This window comes from Serratia ficaria, from assembly GCF_900187015.1.
GTDB classification, from domain to species: domain Bacteria; phylum Pseudomonadota; class Gammaproteobacteria; order Enterobacterales; family Enterobacteriaceae; genus Serratia; species Serratia ficaria.
In genome coordinates this window covers 2,110,768-2,132,466 of sequence record NZ_LT906479.1, presented here as the reverse complement: position 1 = coordinate 2,132,466, position 21,699 = coordinate 2,110,768, and the positions used below count along the sequence as shown (strand labels likewise).

Sequence of the window (21,699 nt, the reverse complement as noted above, 5' to 3'; positions counted from 1 at the left end):
TAACGGGAGTTGTTATGTCTTTGGTATCTACCCCTACCGCCAATGCCGGCGAGGTAAAAAACGGCGTCAGCCAGGAAGAGTGGCAGGAGCGCGTCAAGCTGGCCGCTGCCTATCGGTTGGCTGCCCTGTATAACTGGACCGATCATATTTATACCCATTTCTCGGTGCGCGTACCGGGTGCGGAAGAGCATTTCCTGATTAACGCCTACGGCCTGTTGTTCAGTGAAATCACCGCCTCCAACCTGGTGAAAATCGATTTGGACGGCAACATTCTCGCCGACCCGACCGGGTTCGGCATCAACCGGGCCGGCTTTGTGATCCACAGCGCCATACACCGCGCCCGGCCCGATCTGAAAGCCGTGCTGCACACCCACACCAAAGACGGCGCGGCGGTATCGGCGCAAAAAGACGGCCTGTTGCCGCTGTCGCAACATGCGCTGGCTTATTATTCGCGTATTACCTATCACGAATACGAAGGCGTTGCGCTTGATCTGGATGAGCAGGAACGGTTGGTCGACGATCTGGGCCACAGCAACGTGATGATTTTGCGCAACCACGGTTTGCTGGCCGGCGGCGTAAGCATCGAGCACGCGTTCCGCGAACTGCACGGTTTGGAGCGCGCCTGCAACATTCAGGTGGCGGCGCTCGCCGGCGGACGGGACAACTTGCACTACGCGCCGCCGGCCGCGATCGAAAAGGTCAAGGCGCAGTCTGTTCGTTTTCGCGGCGGCTCGGATGAAATCACGCAAAAACACTGGGCGGCGGCCATCCGCCAGCTGGAAGCCAGTGGTTTATCCCGCTTTAACCAGTAACCTGTTATCGAGGTTAACGGCTCGCGCCCCGATATCGTTTTGCCATGCAAGGGCGCGGCAAGTATGAAAAGACCGTGACTTGTTTTTCCTGCCAAAAGTAGTAGTTACGGGTTTTTGCTGACCGTATCATCGTTTAACATTTAAATCGCAGCGGTTGTTCTTGCGGTAAAAAATTCACGCCCAGCGTGGATTTTTTATGAATGATCATACACTCCGAGCGCTTCTCTACAGTTTCTTAAAGCATAGGCAGCTTCAACCCGAACTTCTTCGCCATGGCAATGGCTTGCTCGTAGCCGGCATCGGCATGTCGCATTACGCCAGAACCGCAGTCGTTAACCAGCACACGCGCCAGGCGTTTGTCTGCCTCTTCACTACCGTCGCAGACGATAACCATGCCTGAATGCTGTGAATACCCCATACCCACCCCTCCCCCATGATGCAGACTAACCCAAGAAGCACCTCCGGCAGTATTCAGCATCGCATTGAGTAATGGCCAGTCGGAAACCGCATCGGAACCATCTTTCATAGCTTCAGTCTCGCGATTAGGGCTGGCCACCGAGCCAGTATCCAGATGATCGCGCCCAATAACGACCGGCGCTTTGAGTTCTCCTTTGCGTACCATTTCATTGAAAGCCAGCCCCGCCACATGCCGCTCCCCCAATCCCAGCCAACAAATACGCGCCGGCAGTCCCTGGAAGGCGATACGTGTACGCGCCATATCCAGCCAACGGTGGATATGTTGGTTTTCAGGAAACAGCGCCTTGACCTTTGCATCGGTTTTATAGATATCTTCGGGATCGCCCGACAAAGCTACCCAACGGAACGGCCCTTTACCCTGACAGAACAGAGGGCGGATATAAGCCGGAACAAAACCGGGAAAATCGAAGGCGTTTTCCACGCCCCTGTCATAGGCTACCTGACGGATGTTATTTCCATAGTCAACGGCCGGTACCCCCATCTCCACGAAGTCCAGAATAGCACGCACATGAGAAGCACAGCTTTTAGCTGCCGCGTCCGTCAATTCAGCATGTTGCGACGGATCATGCTGAGCGGCCTTCCACTGCGCAACGCTCCAGCCTACCGGCAGGTAGCCATGGACAAGATCGTGAGCAGAGGTCTGATCGGTAACCAAGTCAGGTTTAATCTCCCCCGCGTGGGCACGTCTGACCAACTCAGGTAGCACTTCTGCGGCATTGCCAAGCAAACCGATCGACACCGCCTGCCCAGCATCAGTATGTTCCTTGATCAAGGCCAGTGCTTCATCCAAGTCCTTAGCCTGTTTATCCAGATAATGGGTCCGCAGACGAAAATCCAGACTGCTCTGCTGGCATTCGATATTCAATGACGCTGCGCCGGCCAGCGTAGCTGCCAGCGGTTGCGCTCCCCCCATCCCTCCCAATCCGGCAGTGAGGATCCAGCGCCCCGCCAGTTTTCCACCATAGTGCTGGCGGCCTGCTTCCGCAAAAGTCTCGAAAGTCCCCTGAACGATGCCCTGGCTACCGATATAGATCCAACTGCCAGCGGTCATTTGGCCGTACATGAACAAACCTTTACGATCGAGTTCGCTAAAATGCTCCCAGTTAGCCCATTGCGGCACCAGATTGGAATTGGCAATCAGCACTCTGGGGGCATCCGAATGGGTCTTAAACACGCCGACCGGCTTGCCGGACTGTATCAACAAGGTTTCATCCTCATTGAGGTCCTTGAGCGAATTCAGGATCTGGTCATAACATTGCCAGTTACGCGCGGCACGGCCAATACCGCCGTAGACCACCAGTGCCTGCGGGTTCTCAGCAACCTCAGGATCCAGATTGTTCTGAAGCATGCGATACGCGGCTTCGATCGGCCAGTTCTTACAGTTCAATTGATTGCCGCGCGGCGCGCGAATGTCTCGGGTTGGATCGAGGCGTGGATCAATAGTCTGAGTCATGGATTATCTCCTAATACACGGCATACATGGGGTTCCCGCCTATCTGACAGGCAGATGAGTGGGCGTACCGCTCAAATCAAACGCCCGTTTAAAACGTCGTCGTTGGCTATAAGGAACCGTACAATCGACAACGCATTTTCTGATGCGGCTATCCGACTCCCGCTCGTCATAGAAACGAGATTGCGTGGGGTCGAGCGGATTAGCGGGAAACAAAGCGCTGACATGAATATCCAGATCTAGGCGTGCTCGGGTACACAGAGCCCAAAGAACATCATTCACCGAATAGGGATCGACATCTTCATCCACCAGTAACAAATTTTTGAGGGATGGCACTTCCTCAAACAGCATCTTCGCTACCTCAACGACGAGCCGATCGTCTCGGACATCGCGTTTAGCCACTTGTAATACCGTAAGGAGATGCCCGCCCCCCGAAGGCAATGCCACCACGTTACGCACCAATCTGGCGTGTTCCCCAACCCGCAACCTGGCCAATATCGAGCATTCTTGCCCCAAGCCCAGCAGGATAGACTGCTCGAACCCAGGTCCCGATAGCGTCTGGTATACCGGATTGGGTCTGTGGGTCAGTACCTGGATGCGTAGCGTTGCCGCCATGCCACATTGCGAGCGATAACCCAAGTATTCAGGGATGGAAAAACCTGACGTCATCGCAGACTCCGGTTCCCTTTCTGCCCCCAGTGTTCCCTCTATGACAAGTTCGGCATGATCGATATACCCCCCTTCGTTGGCGTGACACGGCGCAATATCCACGGGCCTGCCGCGAATGGCACCAGCGATACCCAACTCGTCGCACCCGTACGCAATACAGGGGCGAGTCAACGCGGAGGCGAGGTAAACTGCAGGATCCAATCCGATGTTAATGGATATCGGCAGAGATTCTCCGCGCGACACATGGGCAGCAAGCATTGTCTGCAGGTGGCCATGCGAGTCGATACCAACGACAGCAGAATTACCCTTGAAAGCTATCCGATGATAAGAGCAGTTAGCGATGCCGGTGCGCCTATCGTGCGCGTATATCAATCCAAGCGTCACCGTTGGCCCAGGGTCGTCCAACGCATAGCGTAATGCCGGTAAAGCGGCCAGAATATTGTTAGATTTATTCACCGTACGCGATAAACGCGGCCTCTCCAGCACTCTGGGGCCTATAGGGGCGCTCGCAGCCTGCAGCAAAAGTTGAGCTTCCGAAAGTTCCGGCGGTTGACAACCGGAGGGGTCCAGAAACAAGCGGCACCGCCGGCGCGTGCCAAATACGCCCATCAATACCGGGAATTTCCCCCGTGTCGGTTGCTGATATACCCGCAGGGGCTGTTCATCAGCAATCCCGCCGCTTTGGCGACTCTCGGCGAGAAAGTCTTCTACCAACTCAATGTCCGGAGAAATGGGGCGTTCTATTAAAGTCATTTCTCCTTCAACCTGGCTCAGTAACTTCAAGGCTGAACGCAAATCGTAAATGCTGGGCATGCATCCCCCTTACTCTGCTTGTGGAGCGAAACGGGCGGCCAATATGATACCGGCCACGGACAGCAGCGCCGAAACACCAGCAAGAACGATAGACAGCATGTAGCTCTGATATAGGTCATACAGCAAACCGGCAACGCTGCCCCCGGCTACGGCCGCGAGACCTACGGCGACATACAGAGCACCCAGGATAGCGCCCAGATTGCGCGTGCCGAACCAAGTGCTGACCACTGCCGGGTACAGTGCAATGCAGCCCCCGTTTGCCGCGCCAAACAACAAAGCGAAGACGACCAACGCAGTAAAGCTATGCGCCATGCCCCACAGACCACACAGTACTGCGAGGCTAATAGTGACGACGATCAGGAAACGCTGGGCGCCCATTCGGTCGCCGATGCGTCCAAGAACCAGGCGACCACCGATATTGCCTACGCCGATCAGGCCTATCAACAGGTTGGCCTGCGTAACGTCCAGCCCCTGCTGTTGCGCATAGGGATTGATGTGAACCAAAGCGAGGAACAACCCGATTGAACCAAAGAAAATCGCCGTAAAAAACCACCAGAACTGCGCCCGCCGTATCGCCTCTCGCAATGTCACGCTGTTGTTGAGCGGCCGCGCCTGCTCGTAGGCTATTTCAACAGGACGTATGCCATCGGGGTACTGCCCCACATCCTCGGGCTGGCCTTGCAAGCAGGCAGCGGCGGCCAGCCCCAGCAGTGCAATAGCCCCGGCGTAAATCTGCATGGTGCTTTGCCAAGATAAGTGCTGCATCAACACCCCCGCGACCACCGGCCCCACAAGAGTGCCCAGGCCGGTTCCGGCCAGCGCCAGACCGGAAGCCGAACTGCGGTGAATGATGAACCAGCGCTGTATGGTCGAGATAGCCGGTACATAAACCAGACCGACCCCCAACCCAACCAGGACACAGAACGCAATCAGGAATGGCATAAGCGATGACGACAACAGGCTACTGGCCCCAAAACCCAACGATAGCAGGAGGATCCCGACGCTGGTCACCGTTCGAACCGAGGTGCGATCGCTCCATGCGCCAGAAAACACCCCAACCAGGTAGTAGATCAACGCCGTCAGCGAGAATATCGACGCCGTGGAGAAACGTCCTGCTTCGAAGTTGCTCTGAAGAGCAGTAAAGAATGCGCCGAACGAATAAGCTGCGCCAAAGATCAGAGCCAGCAGAATGTGCACGGCCCCCACCATGTACCAACCGCGAAATTGCCGTGCATTTTTCATAATGGCTTCCTTTTCCATTCAATAGTTAACGCCAACGACAACCGAGAACTCACCGCTTACATCCACTTCAACGAGCGATGTCACCGGAATACCTGTCGCTTTCAAAACACGCTCAGAACCGCCGTAATTAATCTTTTCCGCAACGCAAACAATGCCTGATACTTCGGCTCCGGCCAGCCGTACCGCCTCGATCAACCCAAGCAGCGTCCCCCCGGTACTGATAAGATCGTCCACAATATAGACTTTGTCGCCAGGCTCTACGCCGTTCAAGAAGAGGCTCCCGTCGGTGTATTCACAGTCGAAATCAACCCGCACCTGTCCTTCCAGACCGGAGGGATACCAACGTGCGATACCATAAGGCATGCCCGAGAGCAGAGAAACCGCGGCCAGCAGACCGCCCCCCTTATCTTCTTCACCAACCAGTTTGGTGCCCATAGGAAACCGCGCAGCCTCGCATACCCGCCGAGCGGCCTCTCGCAATAGTTCTGCTGATGTAGCCGGTACTTGTTCCGTCAGAGAATTCAGAAGGAATTGCCGTCCCTGGATTGCCACCAACGGTTGCCGATCAAAAGACGCTTTGAGGATATCCCCTTCGTTAACGTCGAAAGCCGCCGCAGCGCGGTTTTGCCGAGCATCGGCAACGGCGTCCAGAAAAACACGGAGCCGTACAGGGTCTTTACGTCGCTCAGACTGCGATACCCCTGAGCTGACATCAATGGCGGATGGAGAGTAATGCCGAATGAGGTGTCTGACATTACCCGCATGAAGTCCGCCCGCCACAATCACGGGGCGGGAAAATGTTATGTTTTGCAGCAGACGCCAATCGAACGATTGCCCGCTTCCTCCGTCCAGCCCCTCATCCCATGTGTCCAGCAGATAAGCGCTCACCTGATATTCGTTTATCCGTTCCAGCGCCAAGGTATTGGCGACGCGAAAACCTTTAATAACCGGCACCTCAAACAGCTGGCAATACGCGTTACTCTCATCCCCCTGAAGTTGGATTGCCGACAGACCGCAATAACGGATGACGCTTTGCACCCGTTCGCTGGTTTCATTGACGAACACGCCGACCACGTAACTGAACGGTGGAAGACGTGCAATGATAGAGCGAGCATCATCCGGTGATATCTGACGCGGGCTCGGCGAGAAAATGAAACCCAAAGCATCAGCGCCCGCCGCCAATGCCGCCAGAGCATCCTCATGATGTGTGATGCCGCAGACCTTTACACGTGATCTCATACATCGTCTCCTTGAATCGTTTAAGTACCTGGCAAGCCCGCCCGCTATCCAACGCTTGTCGCGCAAGCGCCGCCGCTTCGCTGAATGAATCCGCCTGGCCGGCCAATACCAAGGCGGCTCCGGCGACAACTATCGTTGCTTCCCTGTAAGCCCCTGATTCGCCATTCAATACAGCCTCACAAATCCGGGCATTGTTCTCTGGAGAACCTCCACGCAGTGCCCGCAGTTCACAGGGAACGACCCCAAAATCCTCTGGCCGTACAGAAAATCTGCGGATGGAACCGCCGCTAACGCTCAGGATCTGGGTTTCACCTACGCAACTGACTTCGTCTATACCGCCAGCGCCATGTACGACAAAAGCCGTGATGCCCCCCATCCGCATCAGCGTGTCGGCCATAGGTTCCAACAGTGAACCCTGAGCAACCCCAATAAGCTGATGTGTGACGTCAACGGGATGTGCCAACGGCCCAGCCAGATTAAAAAGACTGCGGATGCCCAGCGCTCGACGCACGGCGGTCAGAGTTTCTGGAAATACGTAGCAAGTCGAAGTGGAGATAAATGCGAAATTGCTTGTTTTCAGCGTTAAACGTATCGAGGCTTCATCGCTACTGCGAACAACGTCGATCCCCAGAGCGGTGATCATGTCGCTGCTACCGCTGGCACTAGTCACGCGGCTATTGCCGTGTTTGACCACGGGTACTCCGGCAGCGGCAACGACCAAAGAAGCCGTCGTGGAAATATTGAAGGTGCCCGCCCGATCGCCACCTGTGCCACCAATGTTCAACGCTCGAGGCACTTCAATCGCCAAAGGTGGATGGCGCGCGGCAATAGCATCTACAGCACCGGCAATTTCGTCGGGCACCTCTCCTTTCATGGCCATGGCGGTAAGCAGAGCGCCAATATGTAAGGGGTCGAGCCGTTGCTCCAGCATAGCCAGAACCAGATCACGGGTCTGCTTTCGGCTCAGACTGGCACGTTTTTCGACCAGGGTGCGCATGACGCTCCCGAACAGCTCGGTATCAGGATTGACGATATTTTTCTCAATCATTCCACCGCCTCGCGCATGCGCAAAACGTCAATGACTTCGACTAAGTCTTGTACCTTCCCGAATACATAATTAATGTTCTCAAGTGCAGCGTCATGCCGCTCAAGATTGGTGCCTGCTACACATTCGCGCGGTACGACTACGTGATAGTCCAATTGCATTGCATCCTGTGCAGTAGCACGTACGCAGACATCGGTGGCCACACCAGTCAGCACTAAAGTATCAACGCCAAGCCCGCGCAGAAGCAGGTCCAAATCGGTAGCGAAGAACGCGCTATACCGGCGTTTGATCAGCACCAGATCGCCGTTCTGAGGGCAAAGTTGGGGAATAATATCGACGCCTTGCGTGCCCTCAAGGCAATGCAACGTCTCGCCGTAATCAAGCTCTCGACCAAAATCCACGCGGCTGGTGCGATGAGCCTCTTGGGTGTAGATCACCGAAATACCTTCGCCCCGGGCAAAATCCAGCAACATATGTAGGGACTCAACGATATCCAGTCCCCCAGAACAGGGGATGGGAGCATCCGCATCCAAAAAGTCATGCTGCATATCAATCACCAGAATGGCTGCGCGGTGGCCACAACCTTGAGTTTGTCGTTGCATGGCTCCCTCCATAAAGCGCCGTAATGACATCGGTGTTCTCACCTCTTACCCCCGCTTACGCAAAGTGCGTAGCAACAATTTCCTGCAAAGCGCGGTAGCTATCCCGTATAGGCAATAATTCCTCCAAATGATCGAATCCCATGACGTGCAGTACGCCAAAACCACCAGACAACGACTGCATTTCTTCAATACGTTCGCGTACAGTCGCCTGTGAACCGAGGAGCCAGCAGTGTTTTGCGCAGTATTCGACGGTGACTTCGCTGTCGGCTACGTCTGGATGGTGTTTGAATAGCCCTAGTGCATTGTTACCGGCAATCATCGGCAGATAGTCTTCGCGGAAATAACGCCCCATTTCGCCTTCAACGGCAAGCTTCCATGCTTGCGTATCCGTCTCGGCAACCACGATCGGTCGGCTAACGCGCCACATATCCCTGGAAGGCGTCACCCGCCCGCTGAGAGCCGCCCCCTCTTCGACGACCTGCCAGTGGGTATGGAGGTATTGCGGCGTGAAGCAAAAACTGATTGGGATCCAGCCGTTACGACCGGCAATTTTCAACGTCGCCGAAGAAGCAGAAAGGCCTGTTACGCCTATGGGTGGATGGGGGGATTGGTGCGGTTTAAGATGGTATCCGGAGCACTTGTCCATTTGGTCCGCCGGGCGTCGTACGGTCCAGTACTTACCGCGATACTCAAACGGCCCGGGGCTATTCCAAAATCGCGTCATGATTTCGATCGACTCAGCGGTCATTTCCCTATGTACACCTGCCTTGTGGTCAATATTGAACATTTCCAAATCCAACGTCGTTCCGCTGGCGCCAATGCCGACCATCAGTCGACCGTTAGAAATATGATCCAACCAACAGATGCGATGAGCCAGTTCGGCAGGATGGTGAAATGGCAGCATAAACGCACCAGTTGCCAGCTTAATTTTCTTTGTCAGCAAAATGGCTTGGGCAATGAGCAAATCCGGCGATGGGCACGGCTCTGCAGGCATCATGTAGTGTTCACCAATCCAGGCCTCATCGAAGCCGCTCCTATCCAGATACTGCAGAGTATCCAGATCGTGATAGTGGCCGTCGTGTAATGAGCGATAACGTGGATGTGCCGGCATTAAAAATGCGCCAAGCTTCATGATCGATTCTCTCCTTGGGTGGACAACACTAATTAGCCCGTAAGAAAGGCTAAATTAACATTCACACTGTGAATTCAATGCCTACAAAAACAATTTAAATAAATAATTTTAAAATAAAAATTGATAACCATACGCATCGAGTAATTGCCAGAAACATATAATTCAGCGGATTTCAGACTATTATTTATCGTTTATTTCTTTTACACATATAATTGTATATACAAGATACAAGCAATAGTGAATTGTTTGATTTGTGATCAATAACAAGTTTACAACACGCGCAAGAAAGGCAAAAATCGGATGTTATTTCTTAATTACGCGGAATGAAAAGCAAGTGAGAAAAGAGAAAGGCAAAGTCCATTACATTGTTAATCAACATAAAATAAAACGCTCTGGGGGAGCCCCCGCCACAGAGAAACCTATCGAATGCTGTATGAAATTAAACGTAACTTTATTCACGTCCAAGGTAACGTCACGTATAAGGATTTTATCTATGATCATTTATAACCATAGATAGTAAGAATAAATTATCACCACAGTCATTAACAAAAAAATAATAACCATTATTTTCAATTATTTTTCATTCATTAGAGAAACACAGATATGCTTAGCGAGCATGACAAAAAATAGCTTCCTGTAGCGAATATCTTGAGAAAAAAACCATATCCCTTCACTGACATCGCTACAATCATCGATGGCATACTAGCCGATTATTCTGCATTTTTATCTTCAACTGAAACACTCAGACAGTCCGTGAGTGGCAACGCTAATACCACCATTGGAAATAATAGCGGCAATATCACCATCACTAACACACCGGGAGAAAAGGCACCTCAATTAGTGTTGAAGCGCCCGGTGCCCCCCAATTTGGATAGCCTGTCGGACCAAACGAACACATTTGCCAGCTTATCGACGGCACACGGGTCACATTGACGGGTAAAAGCACGGCAATGAACATCGGTAATGCCGAATGGAAAGAAATCTCCATCATCACCGGTGAATGCGCCGGTCAGTATGGTTGGGTAAACTCAACGGCGCTCACCTACCGGTAATCGGTTGCTGCGTTCACCGCGCCCGCAGCACCCGGTCCACCAGCCCCCATTCCACCGCCTCGTCGGCGGTCATAAAGCGGTCCCTGTCCAGCGCGCGTTCTACCTCCTCGTAGCGGCGGCCGCAGTGCTCGGCGTACAGGCCGATCACCCTATGCTTGGTGCGCTTCATCTCTTCGGCGTGGATTAAAATATCCGACGCCTGGCCCTGAAAGCCGCCCAGCGGCTGGTGCACGTGCAGGCTGGCGTTGGGCAGCGCCATGCGATGGCCCGCCGCGCCGGCCATCAGCAGGAAGGATCCCATCGAGCGCGCGGTGCCCATGCACAGCGTATGCACCGGCGCGTTGATGTACTGCATGGTGTCGTAAATGGCGAAACCGCTGGTGATCGCCCCGCCGGGCGAGTTGATGTACAGATTGATCGGCCGCTCGGGGTTTTCCGCCTCAAGAAACAGCAGCTGCGCGCACAGCATTTCGGCGATCTCGTCGTTCACCTCACCGTTGAGGAAAACGATGCGATCGCGCAGCAGCCGCGAGTAAATGTCGTAGGAACGTTCTCCCCGGCTGGTCCGTTCCACCACCATAGGGACGAGCAGCATCTTTTCACGCATTGGTGAACTCCTGGGTTGGCACAAAAGAAATGGGTCTACGGCGTCAGGCGGCGAGCATCATGACGTTCAGGCCGTCGTTGGCGGCGTCCAGCTGATGGATAATGCGCAGCAGGCTGCCGCCGGCGGTATCGGGCAGGATCTGCAGCGTCACCACGCTTTCCAGAAACGGCGGCTGGTCGTCGCGCATCCGATAGCGGATCCGCTCGCCCGGCGTGGCATCCAGCGGTTCAACGTCCGCCAGCGCGCGCCCCGGCAACCACCGCTCGCGCAATTCGGGAATGCTGAGCGCCCGCCAGACTTTCTCCGGCGGCGCATCCAGCGGATATTCGAGCACCAATTGCCGGTCATCGGCCTTTTTCATTGATCCAACTCCTGCAGCAGGGTTTGCAGCGCCTCGATGCGCTCTGGCCAATAGGCGCGGTATTTCGCCAGCCATTGGGTGATTTGCGCCAGCCCCGCGGGGTCAACCTGATAATTGACGAAGCGCCCCTGCCGCCGCTCTTGCACCAGCCCGGCATTGCGCAGCACCGCCAGGTGTTGCGACATCGCCGATTGACCGATCGGCATGCCCTCGCGCAGCGCGCTGGCGTTCATGCCGCCGGCGGCCAGCTTATCGAAGATGCGGCGGCGGGTGGGATCGGCCAGCGCCTTGAAGATATCGTTTTCGTTCATGATTAGACATTAGTACATACTAATGTATTGCGCCAATAAAAAGCCGCGCGGCGACGCGGCTTAGGCATTACGATTTGATCGGGATCACCAGGACATCGATATTCAGCTGGTTGATGGCGTTGCGGGTGGAGGAAAACAGGTTGCTCCACAGGTCGTGATGATGGCCGAACACCAGCAGATCGATGCCCTTCTCCGCCACCGCCTGCTCCAGCTCAACCACAAAACCGCCGCGCCCGATAATCACTTCCGCGATCGGGTAATTGACGTTTTGGGTGGTGGGTTCCAGCTCTTTTTTGATTTTCTCTTCCAGCGGCACGCCGTCGTAGCTTCGCTCCGAGAAGCCGATCGCCGCATGGTAGGTATCGTAATGCACATCCACGTAGATCAATGAAAGCTTGGCCTGCAGCGCCTCGGCCAGCAGCGCGCCTTTTTCCACCAGCCGTTTGCCGTCATCGCTCAGGTCCGTGGCGACCACAATATGTTTGTAGCTCATAGCGCCTCCTGTCATGGACTCGGTAGAGAGCCGAGGCTCCGGTATCGCAGCGGCGATATCGTTATGGTTAATTTTAGTTCACAAACGCGCGGTTCGGGCGGGATATCACGGCGGGAAAAAGCCCCGTTGCCGGGGCCTGGTGCGGGATTAACGTTCGCGCTGCACTTCAAACCAGACGTTGCACAGCGACAGGATCAGCGTATTGGCGTCCTTCAGCATCACGTTGTCGCCGGGCACGCCTTCGGTGCCCTGATCGGTGATGCCCTTGATGGTGACGTCGGCATGCTGGATGGTGACCCGCTGCACCGACGGCGTGCTGATGCCAAGCATCGGGAAATCGATGTAAGAACTGCTGCCGGAGTTGTCTTCGACAAACTCCTGCGCCTCAACGGTGCTGAGGGTGGCGCCCTCGCTCTTCAACGCGGTGTCGTTCCAGCTGAAGCCGTCCGCCTTGTAGTTGATCTTGCCGCCGATCAGGCTTTGCGCCTGTTGTTGATCCCAGCAGCCGACGGTCTGGGTCGGCACTATCTTGCTGACGCGCCAGTTGCCCAGCAGCTGTTTGGGGATCGGGCCGGTGTCGCCTTCCGCCGCACGGACCTGAGTCGCCGACACGCAGGCCAAAACCACCAGCGGCAGCAGTGCCTTGCTCCAAGTGTTCAATCGCATTGTCTTTATCCTTCGTTCAGTGCCCAGTCTGCCCTCGCGGGCCTGCGGCTATCATAATAAGCCAGCCGAACCGCCGTCAAAACAAACTGACCGCCAGGGCACAAAGGGGGCGCTTGTCGCGGCGCCGCCGCCGCTCATAGCAAATCGCTATTAATCATAGTGAATCAGTATTTTATTTTAGCCAAGCGATTACCTAGAGTCACAGCCACTATTCTGCCTGCTGCAATCAGCAGACAATGTTGACAAGGACTCTGGGAAGATGACATTTACGCTGAAAAAACTCGCCCTCTCGCTGGCCGCCGCCGGCACGCTGCTGCTGACCGCCTGCGGCCCGGCGGCGCAGGACCAGCACCATATCAAGGTCGGCATCAGCGCCGGCATCGATCAATCGCTGTGGGCGGTGGTGCAAAAGGTCGCCAAACGGCAGTACGATCTGGACGTGGAGGTGGTGACCTTCAACGACTACGTACTGCCCAACGAAGCGCTGAACAATGGCGATCTGGACATCAACGCCTTCCAGCACCGCCCGTACCTGGAGAAACAAATGCAGGAACGCGGCTATAAGCTGGCGGCGGTCGGCAACACCTTCGTTTACCCGATCGCCGGTTACTCGAAGAAGATCAGCGCGATCGGCCAGCTGCCGGACGGCGCCCAGGTGGCGGTGCCGAACGACCCCACCAACCTTGGCCGCTCGCTGCTGCTGCTGCAAAAACAGGGGCTGATTAAGCTGAAGGCCGGCGTCGGGCTGCTGCCGACCGCGCTGGATATCGTCAGTAACCCCAAGAAGCTGAAGATAGTCGAGATCGAAGCGCCGCAGCTGCCGCGCGCGCTGGATGACAAACAGGTGACGCTGGCGATCATCAACACCAACTATTCCAGCCAGATCGGCCTGTCGCCGGCCCGGGACGGGCTGTTCGTCGAGGATAAAAACTCGCCGTACGTCAACATTTTCGCCAGCCGCATCGACAATCAGGACAGCGACAAGGTGAAGAACCTGGTCAAGGCCTATCAAACCGATGAGGTGGCCGCCAGCGCCGCCGAAATCTACAAAGGCGACGCGGTAAAGGGCTGGTGATTCATTTCAATCAGGGCGCCGCCACGCAGCGCCCTCTCCCCCTCACTGCTTCGCCGCGTACTGCTGCATATTGGCCGGCGTCACCAGCTCGAACGGGATCCAGTAATACGGCTCCAGCTTTTCGCCCCTGATCATCCGCTGCGCCACCTCGACCGAGGCCCGGCCCTGGCCGACGGCGTCCTGGAATACCGTTACCTGCATCTTGCCGGAGGCCAGCGCCTTCAGGCCGTCCGGCGTGGCGTCGATGCCGCCGATCAGCACCTTGCGGTCTTTTTTTCCGGCCTGCTGCAGCGCCATAATCGCGCCAATCGCCATTTCGTCGTTATTGGCGGCGACGATGTCGATAGCTTCACCGTTGGTGATCCAGTTCATCATCAGATCCATGCCTTCGCTGCGCGAATAGTTGGCGCTTTGCTTCTGCACCAGCTTCATTTTCGGGTATCTGGCCACCACCTGCTCCACGTCTTTGGTGCGCTGCAGCGCGCCGGCGTCGGTCAGGTTGCCGATCATGACGGCCACGTTGCCCTGGTAATTGGCCAGGCGCGCCAGCGCTTCCATCTGCAGGGTGCCGGACTCCCGCTCGTCCGAACCGACGAACACCACGCCCGGGGGCAATGCCTTGTCGCCCGGGGTGCGGTTCACGTACACCAGCGGAATGCCGGCGGCCCGGACCATTTTGGTCATCATCGGCGTGCTGGCCGAGTTGACCGGATCGACGATGATCGCGTCCACCCCGGCGCTGATGAAGCTCTGCACCTGGTCGGTTTGCCGGCCGACGTCGCCGCGCGCATCTTCGAACTGCACGCTGATGCCGCGCGCCTTGGCTTCTTTATCGATCGACTGGCGGATGATGGTCAGAAAATTCTGGTCGAAATAGGCCATCGACACGCCGATGGTGTCCGCCAGCGCCGAAGTGGAACAGCACAGCACCGCAGCCAGCACCATCTTTTTCACGTATTTCATGATGATTTCCCCGAGGTAAAAAAAAACCGCCGGCCAAACGACGCCGGCGGCAATTCACGGCAATCAGTGTTTCTTGCGGTTGCGGCGCATGTCGATAGCCACCGCGGCCACGATGATGATGCCTTTGATGATGTCCTGAATGTAGGAATCGACGCCGATAAAGGTAAAACCGCTCTTGATCAGCCCGAGGATCACCGCGCCGATCAGCGTGCCGGTAATGCGCCCGACGCCGCCCATCAGGCTGCTGCCGCCGATCACCGCCGCGGCGATGGCGTCCAGCTCATAGGACATCCCCATGCTCGACTGGCCGCTGCTGACGCGCGCCGCCAGCACCACGCCCGCCAGGCCGGCCAGGCCGCCGGCGATGGTGTAGACCGTCACCAGGTATTTGTTGACGTTGATGCCGGACACCCGCGCCGAGGTCATGTTGCCGCCGATGGCGTAGATGTACTTGCCGTAGCGGGTGTGTTTCAGCGCAATATGGAAGATCACCGCAATCACCAGGAAGATGATCACCGGCATCGCGCCCTGGCCGATCGAGGTGAAGCCGTCCGACAGGAAGCTGACCGGGTTGCCCTTGGTGTAGTACTGCGCCAGGCCGCGCGCCGATACCATCATGCCCAGCGTGGCGATAAACGGCGGAATGCCGGTGCGGGTGATCAGGAAGCCGTTCACGAAGCCGCAGACGATGCCCACCCCGATGCCGGCGCCGATCGGGATCGCCGCCGGCAGGTCGAGCAGCCCCGGATACATCGGCGAGATGCTGTCGGAGGTCTGCGCCAGGCTGGCCGCCACCACCGCGGTGAGTGCAATCAACGAACCGGACGACAGATCGATGCCGGTGGTGATGATGACCTGGGTCACCCCCACCGCGATGATGCCGATAATCGCCACCTGCAGCACGATCAGCAGCAGGCGGTTCGGGTTCATCAGGAACGACTGATCGCGAATGTACCAGCCGAGAATTTCGAAAATCAGCGCAATGCCGATCATCACGATGAAAATGCCGGTGTCTTTCGGCATCTTGCCGCTCAGGCCGGAAAACAGCGCTCCCTTGCCCGCCGAACCGGAGGTGAGCGGCTTCTCAATCTTTACGTTACTCATGATGTTCACCTTTCGTTATTCAGAGGCCAGCGCCAGGATCTTTTCCTGGTCCGCGTCATCTTTGTCCAAAATGCCGGTGATGCGACCGCCGTGCATCACCATCACCCGATCGCTCATGCCGAGGATCTCCGGCAGTTCGGATGAAACCAGAATGATGGCCACGCCCCGGTTGGCCAGCTCGCTGATCAAGCGATAAATTTCCGCCTTGGCCCCCACGTCGATGCCGCGCGTCGGCTCGTCGAGGATCAGGATTTTCGGCTGCGCCAGCAGCCAGCGGGCGATCAACACCTTCTGCTGGTTGCCGCCGCTGAGGTTGTTGATGATCTGATCCATGGTGGGCGTCTTGATGTTGAGCTTCTTGATCTGCTCCATGCAGTCCTTGGCCATCTGCACATGGCTGACGAAACCGTTCTTGCCGATATATTCCGACAGGTTGACGATGCTCATGTTCTCGACCACCGACAGCACCAGGAACAGGCCGGATTTCTTGCGATCCTCGGTGAGGAACGCCAGGCCGTTTTCGATCGCCTTGGCCGGGGAATCCACCTTCACCGCCTTGCCTTCGATGAAAATGTCGCCGCCGTCCGCCGGGTGCATGCCGAACAGGCTTTCCATCACCTCGCTGCGGCCGGCGCCCACCAGCCCGGCGACGCCCAGAATTTCACCGCGCTTGACGCTGAACGAAACATCGTGGAACCAGTCGCTGCGGCGCAGCCCCTCCACCCGCAGCACTTCTTCGCCGATGTTGTTGTTGAATTTGGGAAACATCTGCGTCAGTTCGCGGCCCACCATCATGGTGATCAGCGACTGCTTGGTCAGGTTTTCGGTTTTATCGCAGGCGATAAAGGCGCCGTCGCGGAAGATGCTCACCTCGTCGGTGATGGCGAAGATCTCGTCCATCTTGTGGCTGATGTAGATGATGCCTTTACCCTGCTCGCGCAGTTCGCGAATGATGGCGAACAGGTGTACCACCTCGCCCTCGGTCAGCGCCGAAGTCGGCTCATCCATAATCAGCACGTCGGCGTTGTAGGACACCGCCTTGGCGATCTCCACCATTTGCTGATTGGCGATGCTCAGATCGCCGACCAAAGTCTCGGGCTTCAGCTTGATGTTCAGCCGCGCCAGCAGCTCGCGGGTCTGGTTGTTCAACTCGTCGTGGTTGACGAAGCCGAGCCTGGCGGGCTCTCGCCCCAGCCAAATGTTTTCCGCCACCGTCATGTAAGGCACCAGGTTAAGCTCCTGGTGGATCATCGAAATGCCCGAATGCAGCGCCTGCAGCGTATCGCTGAAGGTGACCGGCTGGCCTTTTATTTTGATGGCGCCTTCATCCGGATGATAAATGCCGATCAGACATTTCATCAGCGTCGATTTACCGGCGCCGTTTTCGCCCATCAACGCGTGCACGCTGCCGGGTTTGATTTTAATCGAGACCTTATCCAGCGCTTTGACGCCGGGAAACTGCTTGCTGATGCCTTCGGCCTCAAGAACATAAGGGTACATACTGATAACCTCCGCACTCATTAATGCTTTCCTGCCGCGGCAGCCGCCCAAGGGCGACAACCGCGGCATGCCTTAACGCTTACTTTCTGTTCTTGTCGGCGAACTCCTGGTAGTTGGCCTTGGTGATCAGCTGATACGGGATCAGCACGCTGCTTTCCACCTTCTCGCCTTTCACCAGCTGAATGGCGGTTTGCACCGCGCCTTCGCCCTGGCCCTTGGCGTCCTGAAATACGCTCAGCGCCAGATCGCCCTTCTTGATGAATTCCAGCGCGTCCGGGGTGCCGTCGACCCCGGCCACCAGCACGCCGGATTTTTTGGCCTGCTTCAGCGCCAGGATCGCGCCGATGGCCATTTCGTCGTTGTTGGAAGCGATGGCGTCGATCTGCTGCCCGGACAGGATCCAGTCGGTAGTCACATCCACTGCCTCTTTACGGAAGAACTTGGCGGTCTGTTTGTCGATAATCTTGATGCCCGGGTATTTGGCCGCCACCTCCTCCACGCCGCGGGTGCGGTCTCGGGTGGCCTCGCTGGACAATTCGCCCATCAGGATCATCACGTTGCCCTTGCCGTTCATCAGCTTGGCCAGCTCTTCCATCTGCAGCTTGCCGGCCAGCTTGGAGTCGGATCCCACGTAGGCCATGCCGGCCGGCAGCGTGACTTCCGGCCGACGGTTGACGAACACCAGCGGGATCTTGGCGTTTTCGGCCAGCTTGATCATCGGCTTGACGCCCTGGGTATCCACCGGGTTGAGGATGATGGCGTCCACGCCCTGGCTGACGAAGTTTTCAATCTGCTGGATCTGCTGGGCGATATCGCCCTTGGCGTCTTCAAACTGGCCGCTGACGTTACCGTCGGCCTTCATTTTGTTCTGCATCGACTGGCGTAGAATGGTGAGGAAGTTGTCATCGAAGTAAGCCATGGAAACGCCGATCTTGATGTCTTTGGCTAAAACGCTGGCCGGCAACATGCACATCAATACCGAGGTGACGATCAGTTTCTTCAGCTTCATGTTCTTTACCCTTTAATCGTTAGAATGAGAGGTCTGTTGATTTGACCGCTAATGAAAAATATTTTTTACATTCAAACAACAATCCGGTCGGTGTTATCCCTTTGATACGGCGGAATTACCGGTTTTTTACCGTATTCAGGCGGTGTGCAAAATTTTGATCGATGTCTCAAAACAGATTAAAAACAATCAATTGAAATAAACCTTTGGCGTCATAACTTACGCCTTCGCATCATTATTAAATGTTTATTTCATAATTGAGATTATTGAAACTTTTTAACTCAAACAAGCGAAACATGCGTTTTGGAATGACCGATTAACAAAAACATGACACGGATCTAACAAATGGCGCAAAAGCGGTCAGAGAAGGGCACGCATTTGGTGCATTCAACGGTCGGCGGCCGATGCGCAAACTGCGAGCGCGCCCGCAGTTTGCGGTTTCCGCATTTCATGCCCATGCTTACTCGGCAATACTGGAGGTATCCCAATTTTCAGGAGGAACTGGCATGCAGCTCAGCGGTAAGGTGCGGATGAACCGGCTGTTTAATAACGGCAAATGTCTGGATGTGGCGATCGATCACGGCATCGCCAACGAACCGGATTTTTTAATCGGGCTGGAAGATATCGAACGGGTGATGGGCGACCTGATCGCCGCGCGCCCCGACGCCATTCAGGTCAACTACGGCCAGGCGGATCTGCTGCAGCGCGCGCCGCAGCGCGAGAAACCGGCGTTGGTGATGCGCACCGACGTCGGCAACGCCTACAACGCCGTGCGCCATCGCGAAATGTGGGCGGTGCTGCACAACCCGGATGCGCCAATTCTGGCGGCGCTGCAGATGGACGCCGCCGCGGTGGTGGTCAATCTGTACCACATCCCCGACGAACCGGGCATCTTTCGCCAGTGCGTGGAAAATATCGGCCGCCTGCGCCACGCCTGCGATAAATACGCCATGCCGCTGATGATCGAGCCGCTGGTGATGGCGCCTGCCGGCCAGGGCGCCGCCTATGGGTCGCTGGGCGACGTGGAAAAAATGGTGCCGCTGGTGCGGCTGGCGCGCGAACTGGGCGCCGACATCATCAAGGCCGACCCGACCGAGCGCGTGGAAGACTTTCATCGCGTGGTGGAAGCGGCGCGCTGCCCTACGCTGGTGCGCGGCGGCGGTAAAGGGGAACTGGGGCCGGTGCTGGAAAAATCCGCCGCGCTGATGGCCCAGGGGGCCTCCGGCATGGTCTACGGCCGCAACGTTTACCAGCACAGCCATCCGTCGCGGGTGGTCAGCGCGCTGATGGCGATCGTCCATCAGGGCGCCAGCGGCCAGCAGGCGCTGGCAATCTATAACCAACCCTGACCCGCTTTTGTAACTAAAATAACCCCTCCGCTAACCGGCGGCATGCTATAACCTGCTGCCGGTAACTGCATCCCTTGATCATCCCCGCTAGAATACGCCGTAATATCGCCACTCGGAGAACCGCCATGCCCAAACCACGCGCCCCGCTCAAGCTCAGCACGTCCATCACGCTGATGGTGTCCGCCATCATCGCTTCGGTGCTGCTGGTGGTGTATGCGCTGTTTTTTGTGCAGATGAATCACGAGGGGCAGGACCAGCTGCGCCAGAAGGCCATGGCGATCGCCGAAACGCTGGCGCTCTCCTCCACCGTGGTCGACGGGCTGCAGCGGCAGGACCGCGGCGGCGCGGTGCAGCGCTTTGCCGAGCAGGTGCGCAATAAAAACGAGCTGCTGTTCGTGGTGGTGGTGGATATGCAGGGCATCCGCTATTCGCACCCTAAACCCTGGCTGATCGGCCAGCATTTTATCGGCGACGATCTGGCGCCGGCGCTGCAGGGGCAGGTCAACAGCGCCACCAACCGCGGCGCCCTGGCCCCGGCGCTGCGGGTGTTCGTGCCGGTTTACGATGGCGAACGGCGGCAAATCGGCGTGGTGGCGCTGGGCATCGCGCTGGATACCGTGCGCCGAGTGGTGGGCGAAAGCCGCTGGATCATCTCCTGGACCCTCGCCTTCGCCGCGCTGGTCGGCAGCCTCGGCACCTTCTTCCTGGTCAAGGCGCTCAAGCGCATTATGCTGGGCTTCGAACCCTACGAAATTTCCAATCTGTTCGAACAGCGCAACGCAATGCTGCAGTCGATTAAAGAAGGCGTGATCGCGGTCGATAATCAGTCGCGCATCACCATCGTCAACGACGAAGCCAAACGCCTGCTGCGCCAGAGCGGCCCGGTAGAGAACCTGATGCTGGGGTCCGCCAGCAAACACTGGCCGGCGCAGCTGCACCTGGCGGAAGTGCTGGCCAGCGGCAAACCGCTGCGCGACCGGCAAATCGGCTTCAACGGCAGCGAGCTGCTGACCAACACCGTGCCGGTGATCGTCAACGGCCAGGTGATCGGCGCCATCGCCACCTTCCGCGACAAAACCGAGGTCAGCCGGCTGGTGCAGCGGCTGAGTGGCATGGCGCACTACGCCGATGCGCTGCGGGTGCAGTCGCACGAGTTTATGAACAAGCTGCACGTCATTCTCGGCATGCTGCACATGAAGGCCTATCAGCAGTTGGAAAACTACATCATCCACACCGCCAGCAACTATCAGGAAGAGATCGGCGCGCTGCTGCGCAAGATCCACTCGCCGGAGGTGGCGGGCTTCTTTATCGGCAAAATCAGCCGCGCCCACGAGGCCGGCATCGAACTGACCATCGATGAAACCAGCCTGCTGCCGGAAACCGACGATGCGGAAACCACCCACGTGCTGATCAGCGTACTGGGCAACCTGATTGAAAACGCCATCGACGCCATCGACGGCGTCGAGGGGCATGAGATCAGCCTGAGCTTCCATCACAATGATAATCATTTACACTGTATCGTTAGCGACGACGGCCCCGGCATAGATCCGGCGCTCGGCGCGCGCATTTTTGAACAGGGATTTTCCACCAAGGGACAGGGACGCGGCATCGGCCTGGCGCTGATCCGCAGCCATCTGGAAAAGCTGGGCGGCAGCATTGATTTCGAATCAGAACCGGGTGAACTGACCCAGTTCTTTGTGCATATTCCCTATCAGGCCAAGAGCTGAACAC

General features: G+C 56.7%; 20 protein-coding genes. 4 read left to right on the top strand and 16 right to left on the bottom strand.

Features of this window, described 5'->3' with window-relative positions; genetic code table 11:
* Positions 1-14: 14 nt before the first annotated feature.
* Complete coding sequence (locus CKW09_RS10110) at positions 15-812, top strand: class II aldolase/adducin family protein (protein WP_061799085.1); 798 nt, start codon at positions 15-17, stop codon at positions 810-812.
* 235 nt (positions 813-1,047) lie between these two features.
* On the opposite strand, the gene hutU is transcribed toward CKW09_RS10110, so the two are convergent.
* From hutU to CKW09_RS10050, 12 genes are all read right to left on the bottom strand, one after another.
* Positions 1,048-2,742: a urocanate hydratase gene (gene hutU, locus CKW09_RS10105; protein ID WP_095097036.1), complete on the bottom strand. Its 1,695-nt coding sequence runs from the start codon at positions 2,740-2,742 to the stop codon at positions 1,048-1,050.
* A 39-nt stretch (positions 2,743-2,781) separates the two neighbouring features.
* Positions 2,782-4,221, bottom strand: coding sequence for a UbiD family decarboxylase (locus tag CKW09_RS10100; RefSeq protein WP_083950384.1), 1,440 nt, complete (start codon positions 4,219-4,221; stop codon positions 2,782-2,784).
* Positions 4,222-4,230: 9 nt separating this feature from the next.
* The gene (locus CKW09_RS10095) at positions 4,231-5,463 is read right to left on the bottom strand and encodes an MFS transporter (protein ID WP_061799146.1); all 1,233 of its coding nucleotides are present in this window, start codon (positions 5,461-5,463) and stop codon (positions 4,231-4,233) included.
* A gap of 18 nt (positions 5,464-5,481) precedes the next feature.
* The gene (gene trpF, locus CKW09_RS10090; protein WP_095097033.1) at positions 5,482-6,702 is read right to left on the bottom strand and encodes a phosphoribosylanthranilate isomerase; all 1,221 of its coding nucleotides are present in this window, start codon (positions 6,700-6,702) and stop codon (positions 5,482-5,484) included.
* A complete protein-coding gene (gene trpD / locus CKW09_RS10085; protein ID WP_061799081.1) occupies positions 6,662-7,750 on the bottom strand; it encodes an anthranilate phosphoribosyltransferase in 1,089 nt (362 codons plus the stop codon). Before trpD ends, trpF begins: the two co-directional genes overlap by 41 nt.
* Positions 7,747-8,349: an isochorismatase family protein gene (locus CKW09_RS10080; RefSeq protein ID WP_061799145.1), complete on the bottom strand. Its 603-nt coding sequence runs from the start codon at positions 8,347-8,349 to the stop codon at positions 7,747-7,749. Before CKW09_RS10080 ends, trpD begins: the two co-directional genes overlap by 4 nt.
* A 55-nt stretch (positions 8,350-8,404) precedes the next feature.
* Positions 8,405-9,481, bottom strand: coding sequence for an LLM class flavin-dependent oxidoreductase (locus tag CKW09_RS10075; protein WP_061799080.1), 1,077 nt, complete (start codon positions 9,479-9,481; stop codon positions 8,405-8,407).
* A 1,065-nt stretch (positions 9,482-10,546) separates the two neighbouring features.
* Positions 10,547-11,140, bottom strand: a complete 594-nt coding sequence (locus CKW09_RS10070; protein WP_061799078.1) for an ATP-dependent Clp protease proteolytic subunit — start codon at positions 11,138-11,140, stop codon at positions 10,547-10,549.
* A gap of 43 nt (positions 11,141-11,183) precedes the next feature.
* Positions 11,184-11,501: an SRPBCC family protein gene (locus CKW09_RS10065; RefSeq protein WP_061799076.1), complete on the bottom strand. Its 318-nt coding sequence runs from the start codon at positions 11,499-11,501 to the stop codon at positions 11,184-11,186.
* Positions 11,498-11,812, bottom strand: coding sequence for an ArsR/SmtB family transcription factor (locus CKW09_RS10060; RefSeq protein WP_061799074.1), 315 nt, complete (start codon positions 11,810-11,812; stop codon positions 11,498-11,500). The genes CKW09_RS10065 and CKW09_RS10060 overlap by 4 nt, the downstream gene beginning before the upstream one ends.
* A gap of 67 nt (positions 11,813-11,879) precedes the next feature.
* The gene (locus CKW09_RS10055) at positions 11,880-12,305 is read right to left on the bottom strand and encodes a universal stress protein (protein ID WP_061799073.1); all 426 of its coding nucleotides are present in this window, start codon (positions 12,303-12,305) and stop codon (positions 11,880-11,882) included.
* A 147-nt stretch (positions 12,306-12,452) separates the two neighbouring features.
* Entirely contained in the window at positions 12,453-12,971 is a 519-nt protein-coding gene (locus tag CKW09_RS10050; protein ID WP_061799071.1) for a hypothetical protein, read from the bottom strand.
* A gap of 259 nt (positions 12,972-13,230) precedes the next feature.
* Here CKW09_RS10050 and metQ point away from each other — a divergent pair, with 259 nt between their 5' ends.
* Positions 13,231-14,046: a methionine ABC transporter substrate-binding lipoprotein MetQ gene (metQ, locus tag CKW09_RS10045; protein WP_061799070.1), complete on the top strand. Its 816-nt coding sequence runs from the start codon at positions 13,231-13,233 to the stop codon at positions 14,044-14,046.
* A gap of 42 nt (positions 14,047-14,088) precedes the next feature.
* Here the strand turns inward: metQ and CKW09_RS10040 are convergent, their stop codons facing one another.
* The 4 genes from CKW09_RS10040 to CKW09_RS10025 all read right to left on the bottom strand — a co-directional run bounded on the left by CKW09_RS10040 (position 14,089) and on the right by CKW09_RS10025 (position 18,622).
* A complete protein-coding gene (locus CKW09_RS10040; protein ID WP_061799143.1) occupies positions 14,089-15,009 on the bottom strand; it encodes a sugar ABC transporter substrate-binding protein in 921 nt (306 codons plus the stop codon).
* A gap of 63 nt (positions 15,010-15,072) precedes the next feature.
* Positions 15,073-16,113, bottom strand: a complete 1,041-nt coding sequence (locus tag CKW09_RS10035; protein WP_061799141.1) for an ABC transporter permease — start codon at positions 16,111-16,113, stop codon at positions 15,073-15,075.
* Between the two features lie 15 nt (positions 16,114-16,128).
* The gene (locus tag CKW09_RS10030; RefSeq protein WP_061799068.1) at positions 16,129-17,613 is read right to left on the bottom strand and encodes a sugar ABC transporter ATP-binding protein; all 1,485 of its coding nucleotides are present in this window, start codon (positions 17,611-17,613) and stop codon (positions 16,129-16,131) included.
* 79 nt (positions 17,614-17,692) lie between these two features.
* On the bottom strand, positions 17,693-18,622 hold the full coding sequence (locus CKW09_RS10025) for a sugar ABC transporter substrate-binding protein (protein ID WP_061799066.1): 930 nt from the start codon (positions 18,620-18,622) through the stop codon (positions 17,693-17,695).
* A gap of 503 nt (positions 18,623-19,125) precedes the next feature.
* On the opposite strand from CKW09_RS10025, the gene CKW09_RS10020 reads away from it, so the two are divergent.
* Positions 19,126-19,968, top strand: a complete 843-nt coding sequence (locus CKW09_RS10020) for a class I fructose-bisphosphate aldolase (protein WP_061799065.1) — start codon at positions 19,126-19,128, stop codon at positions 19,966-19,968.
* Between the two features lie 125 nt (positions 19,969-20,093).
* Positions 20,094-21,695, top strand: a complete 1,602-nt coding sequence (locus CKW09_RS10015) for a sensor histidine kinase (protein WP_061799063.1) — start codon at positions 20,094-20,096, stop codon at positions 21,693-21,695.
* Positions 21,696-21,699 lie beyond the last annotated feature (4 nt).

Coding starts and splice junctions, on each gene's coding strand:
- CKW09_RS10110 (WP_061799085.1), top strand. CDS start 15: ATGTCTTTGGTATCTACCCCTACCGCCAATGCCGGCGAGGTAAAAAAC.
- hutU (WP_095097036.1), bottom strand. CDS start 2,742: ATGACTCAGACTATTGATCCACGCCTCGATCCAACCCGAGACATTCGC.
- CKW09_RS10100 (WP_083950384.1), bottom strand. CDS start 4,221: ATGCCCAGCATTTACGATTTGCGTTCAGCCTTGAAGTTACTGAGCCAG.
- CKW09_RS10095 (WP_061799146.1), bottom strand. CDS start 5,463: ATGAAAAATGCACGGCAATTTCGCGGTTGGTACATGGTGGGGGCCGTG.
- trpF (WP_095097033.1), bottom strand. CDS start 6,702: ATGAGATCACGTGTAAAGGTCTGCGGCATCACACATCATGAGGATGCT.
- trpD (WP_061799081.1), bottom strand. CDS start 7,750: ATGATTGAGAAAAATATCGTCAATCCTGATACCGAGCTGTTCGGGAGC.
- CKW09_RS10080 (WP_061799145.1), bottom strand. CDS start 8,349: ATGCAACGACAAACTCAAGGTTGTGGCCACCGCGCAGCCATTCTGGTG.
- CKW09_RS10075 (WP_061799080.1), bottom strand. CDS start 9,481: ATGAAGCTTGGCGCATTTTTAATGCCGGCACATCCACGTTATCGCTCA.
- CKW09_RS10070 (WP_061799078.1), bottom strand. CDS start 11,140: ATGCGTGAAAAGATGCTGCTCGTCCCTATGGTGGTGGAACGGACCAGC.
- CKW09_RS10065 (WP_061799076.1), bottom strand. CDS start 11,501: ATGAAAAAGGCCGATGACCGGCAATTGGTGCTCGAATATCCGCTGGAT.
- CKW09_RS10060 (WP_061799074.1), bottom strand. CDS start 11,812: ATGAACGAAAACGATATCTTCAAGGCGCTGGCCGATCCCACCCGCCGC.
- CKW09_RS10055 (WP_061799073.1), bottom strand. CDS start 12,305: ATGAGCTACAAACATATTGTGGTCGCCACGGACCTGAGCGATGACGGC.
- CKW09_RS10050 (WP_061799071.1), bottom strand. CDS start 12,971: ATGCGATTGAACACTTGGAGCAAGGCACTGCTGCCGCTGGTGGTTTTG.
- metQ (WP_061799070.1), top strand. CDS start 13,231: ATGACATTTACGCTGAAAAAACTCGCCCTCTCGCTGGCCGCCGCCGGC.
- CKW09_RS10040 (WP_061799143.1), bottom strand. CDS start 15,009: ATGAAATACGTGAAAAAGATGGTGCTGGCTGCGGTGCTGTGCTGTTCC.
- CKW09_RS10035 (WP_061799141.1), bottom strand. CDS start 16,113: ATGAGTAACGTAAAGATTGAGAAGCCGCTCACCTCCGGTTCGGCGGGC.
- CKW09_RS10030 (WP_061799068.1), bottom strand. CDS start 17,613: ATGTACCCTTATGTTCTTGAGGCCGAAGGCATCAGCAAGCAGTTTCCC.
- CKW09_RS10025 (WP_061799066.1), bottom strand. CDS start 18,622: ATGAAGCTGAAGAAACTGATCGTCACCTCGGTATTGATGTGCATGTTG.
- CKW09_RS10020 (WP_061799065.1), top strand. CDS start 19,126: ATGCAGCTCAGCGGTAAGGTGCGGATGAACCGGCTGTTTAATAACGGC.
- CKW09_RS10015 (WP_061799063.1), top strand. CDS start 20,094: ATGCCCAAACCACGCGCCCCGCTCAAGCTCAGCACGTCCATCACGCTG.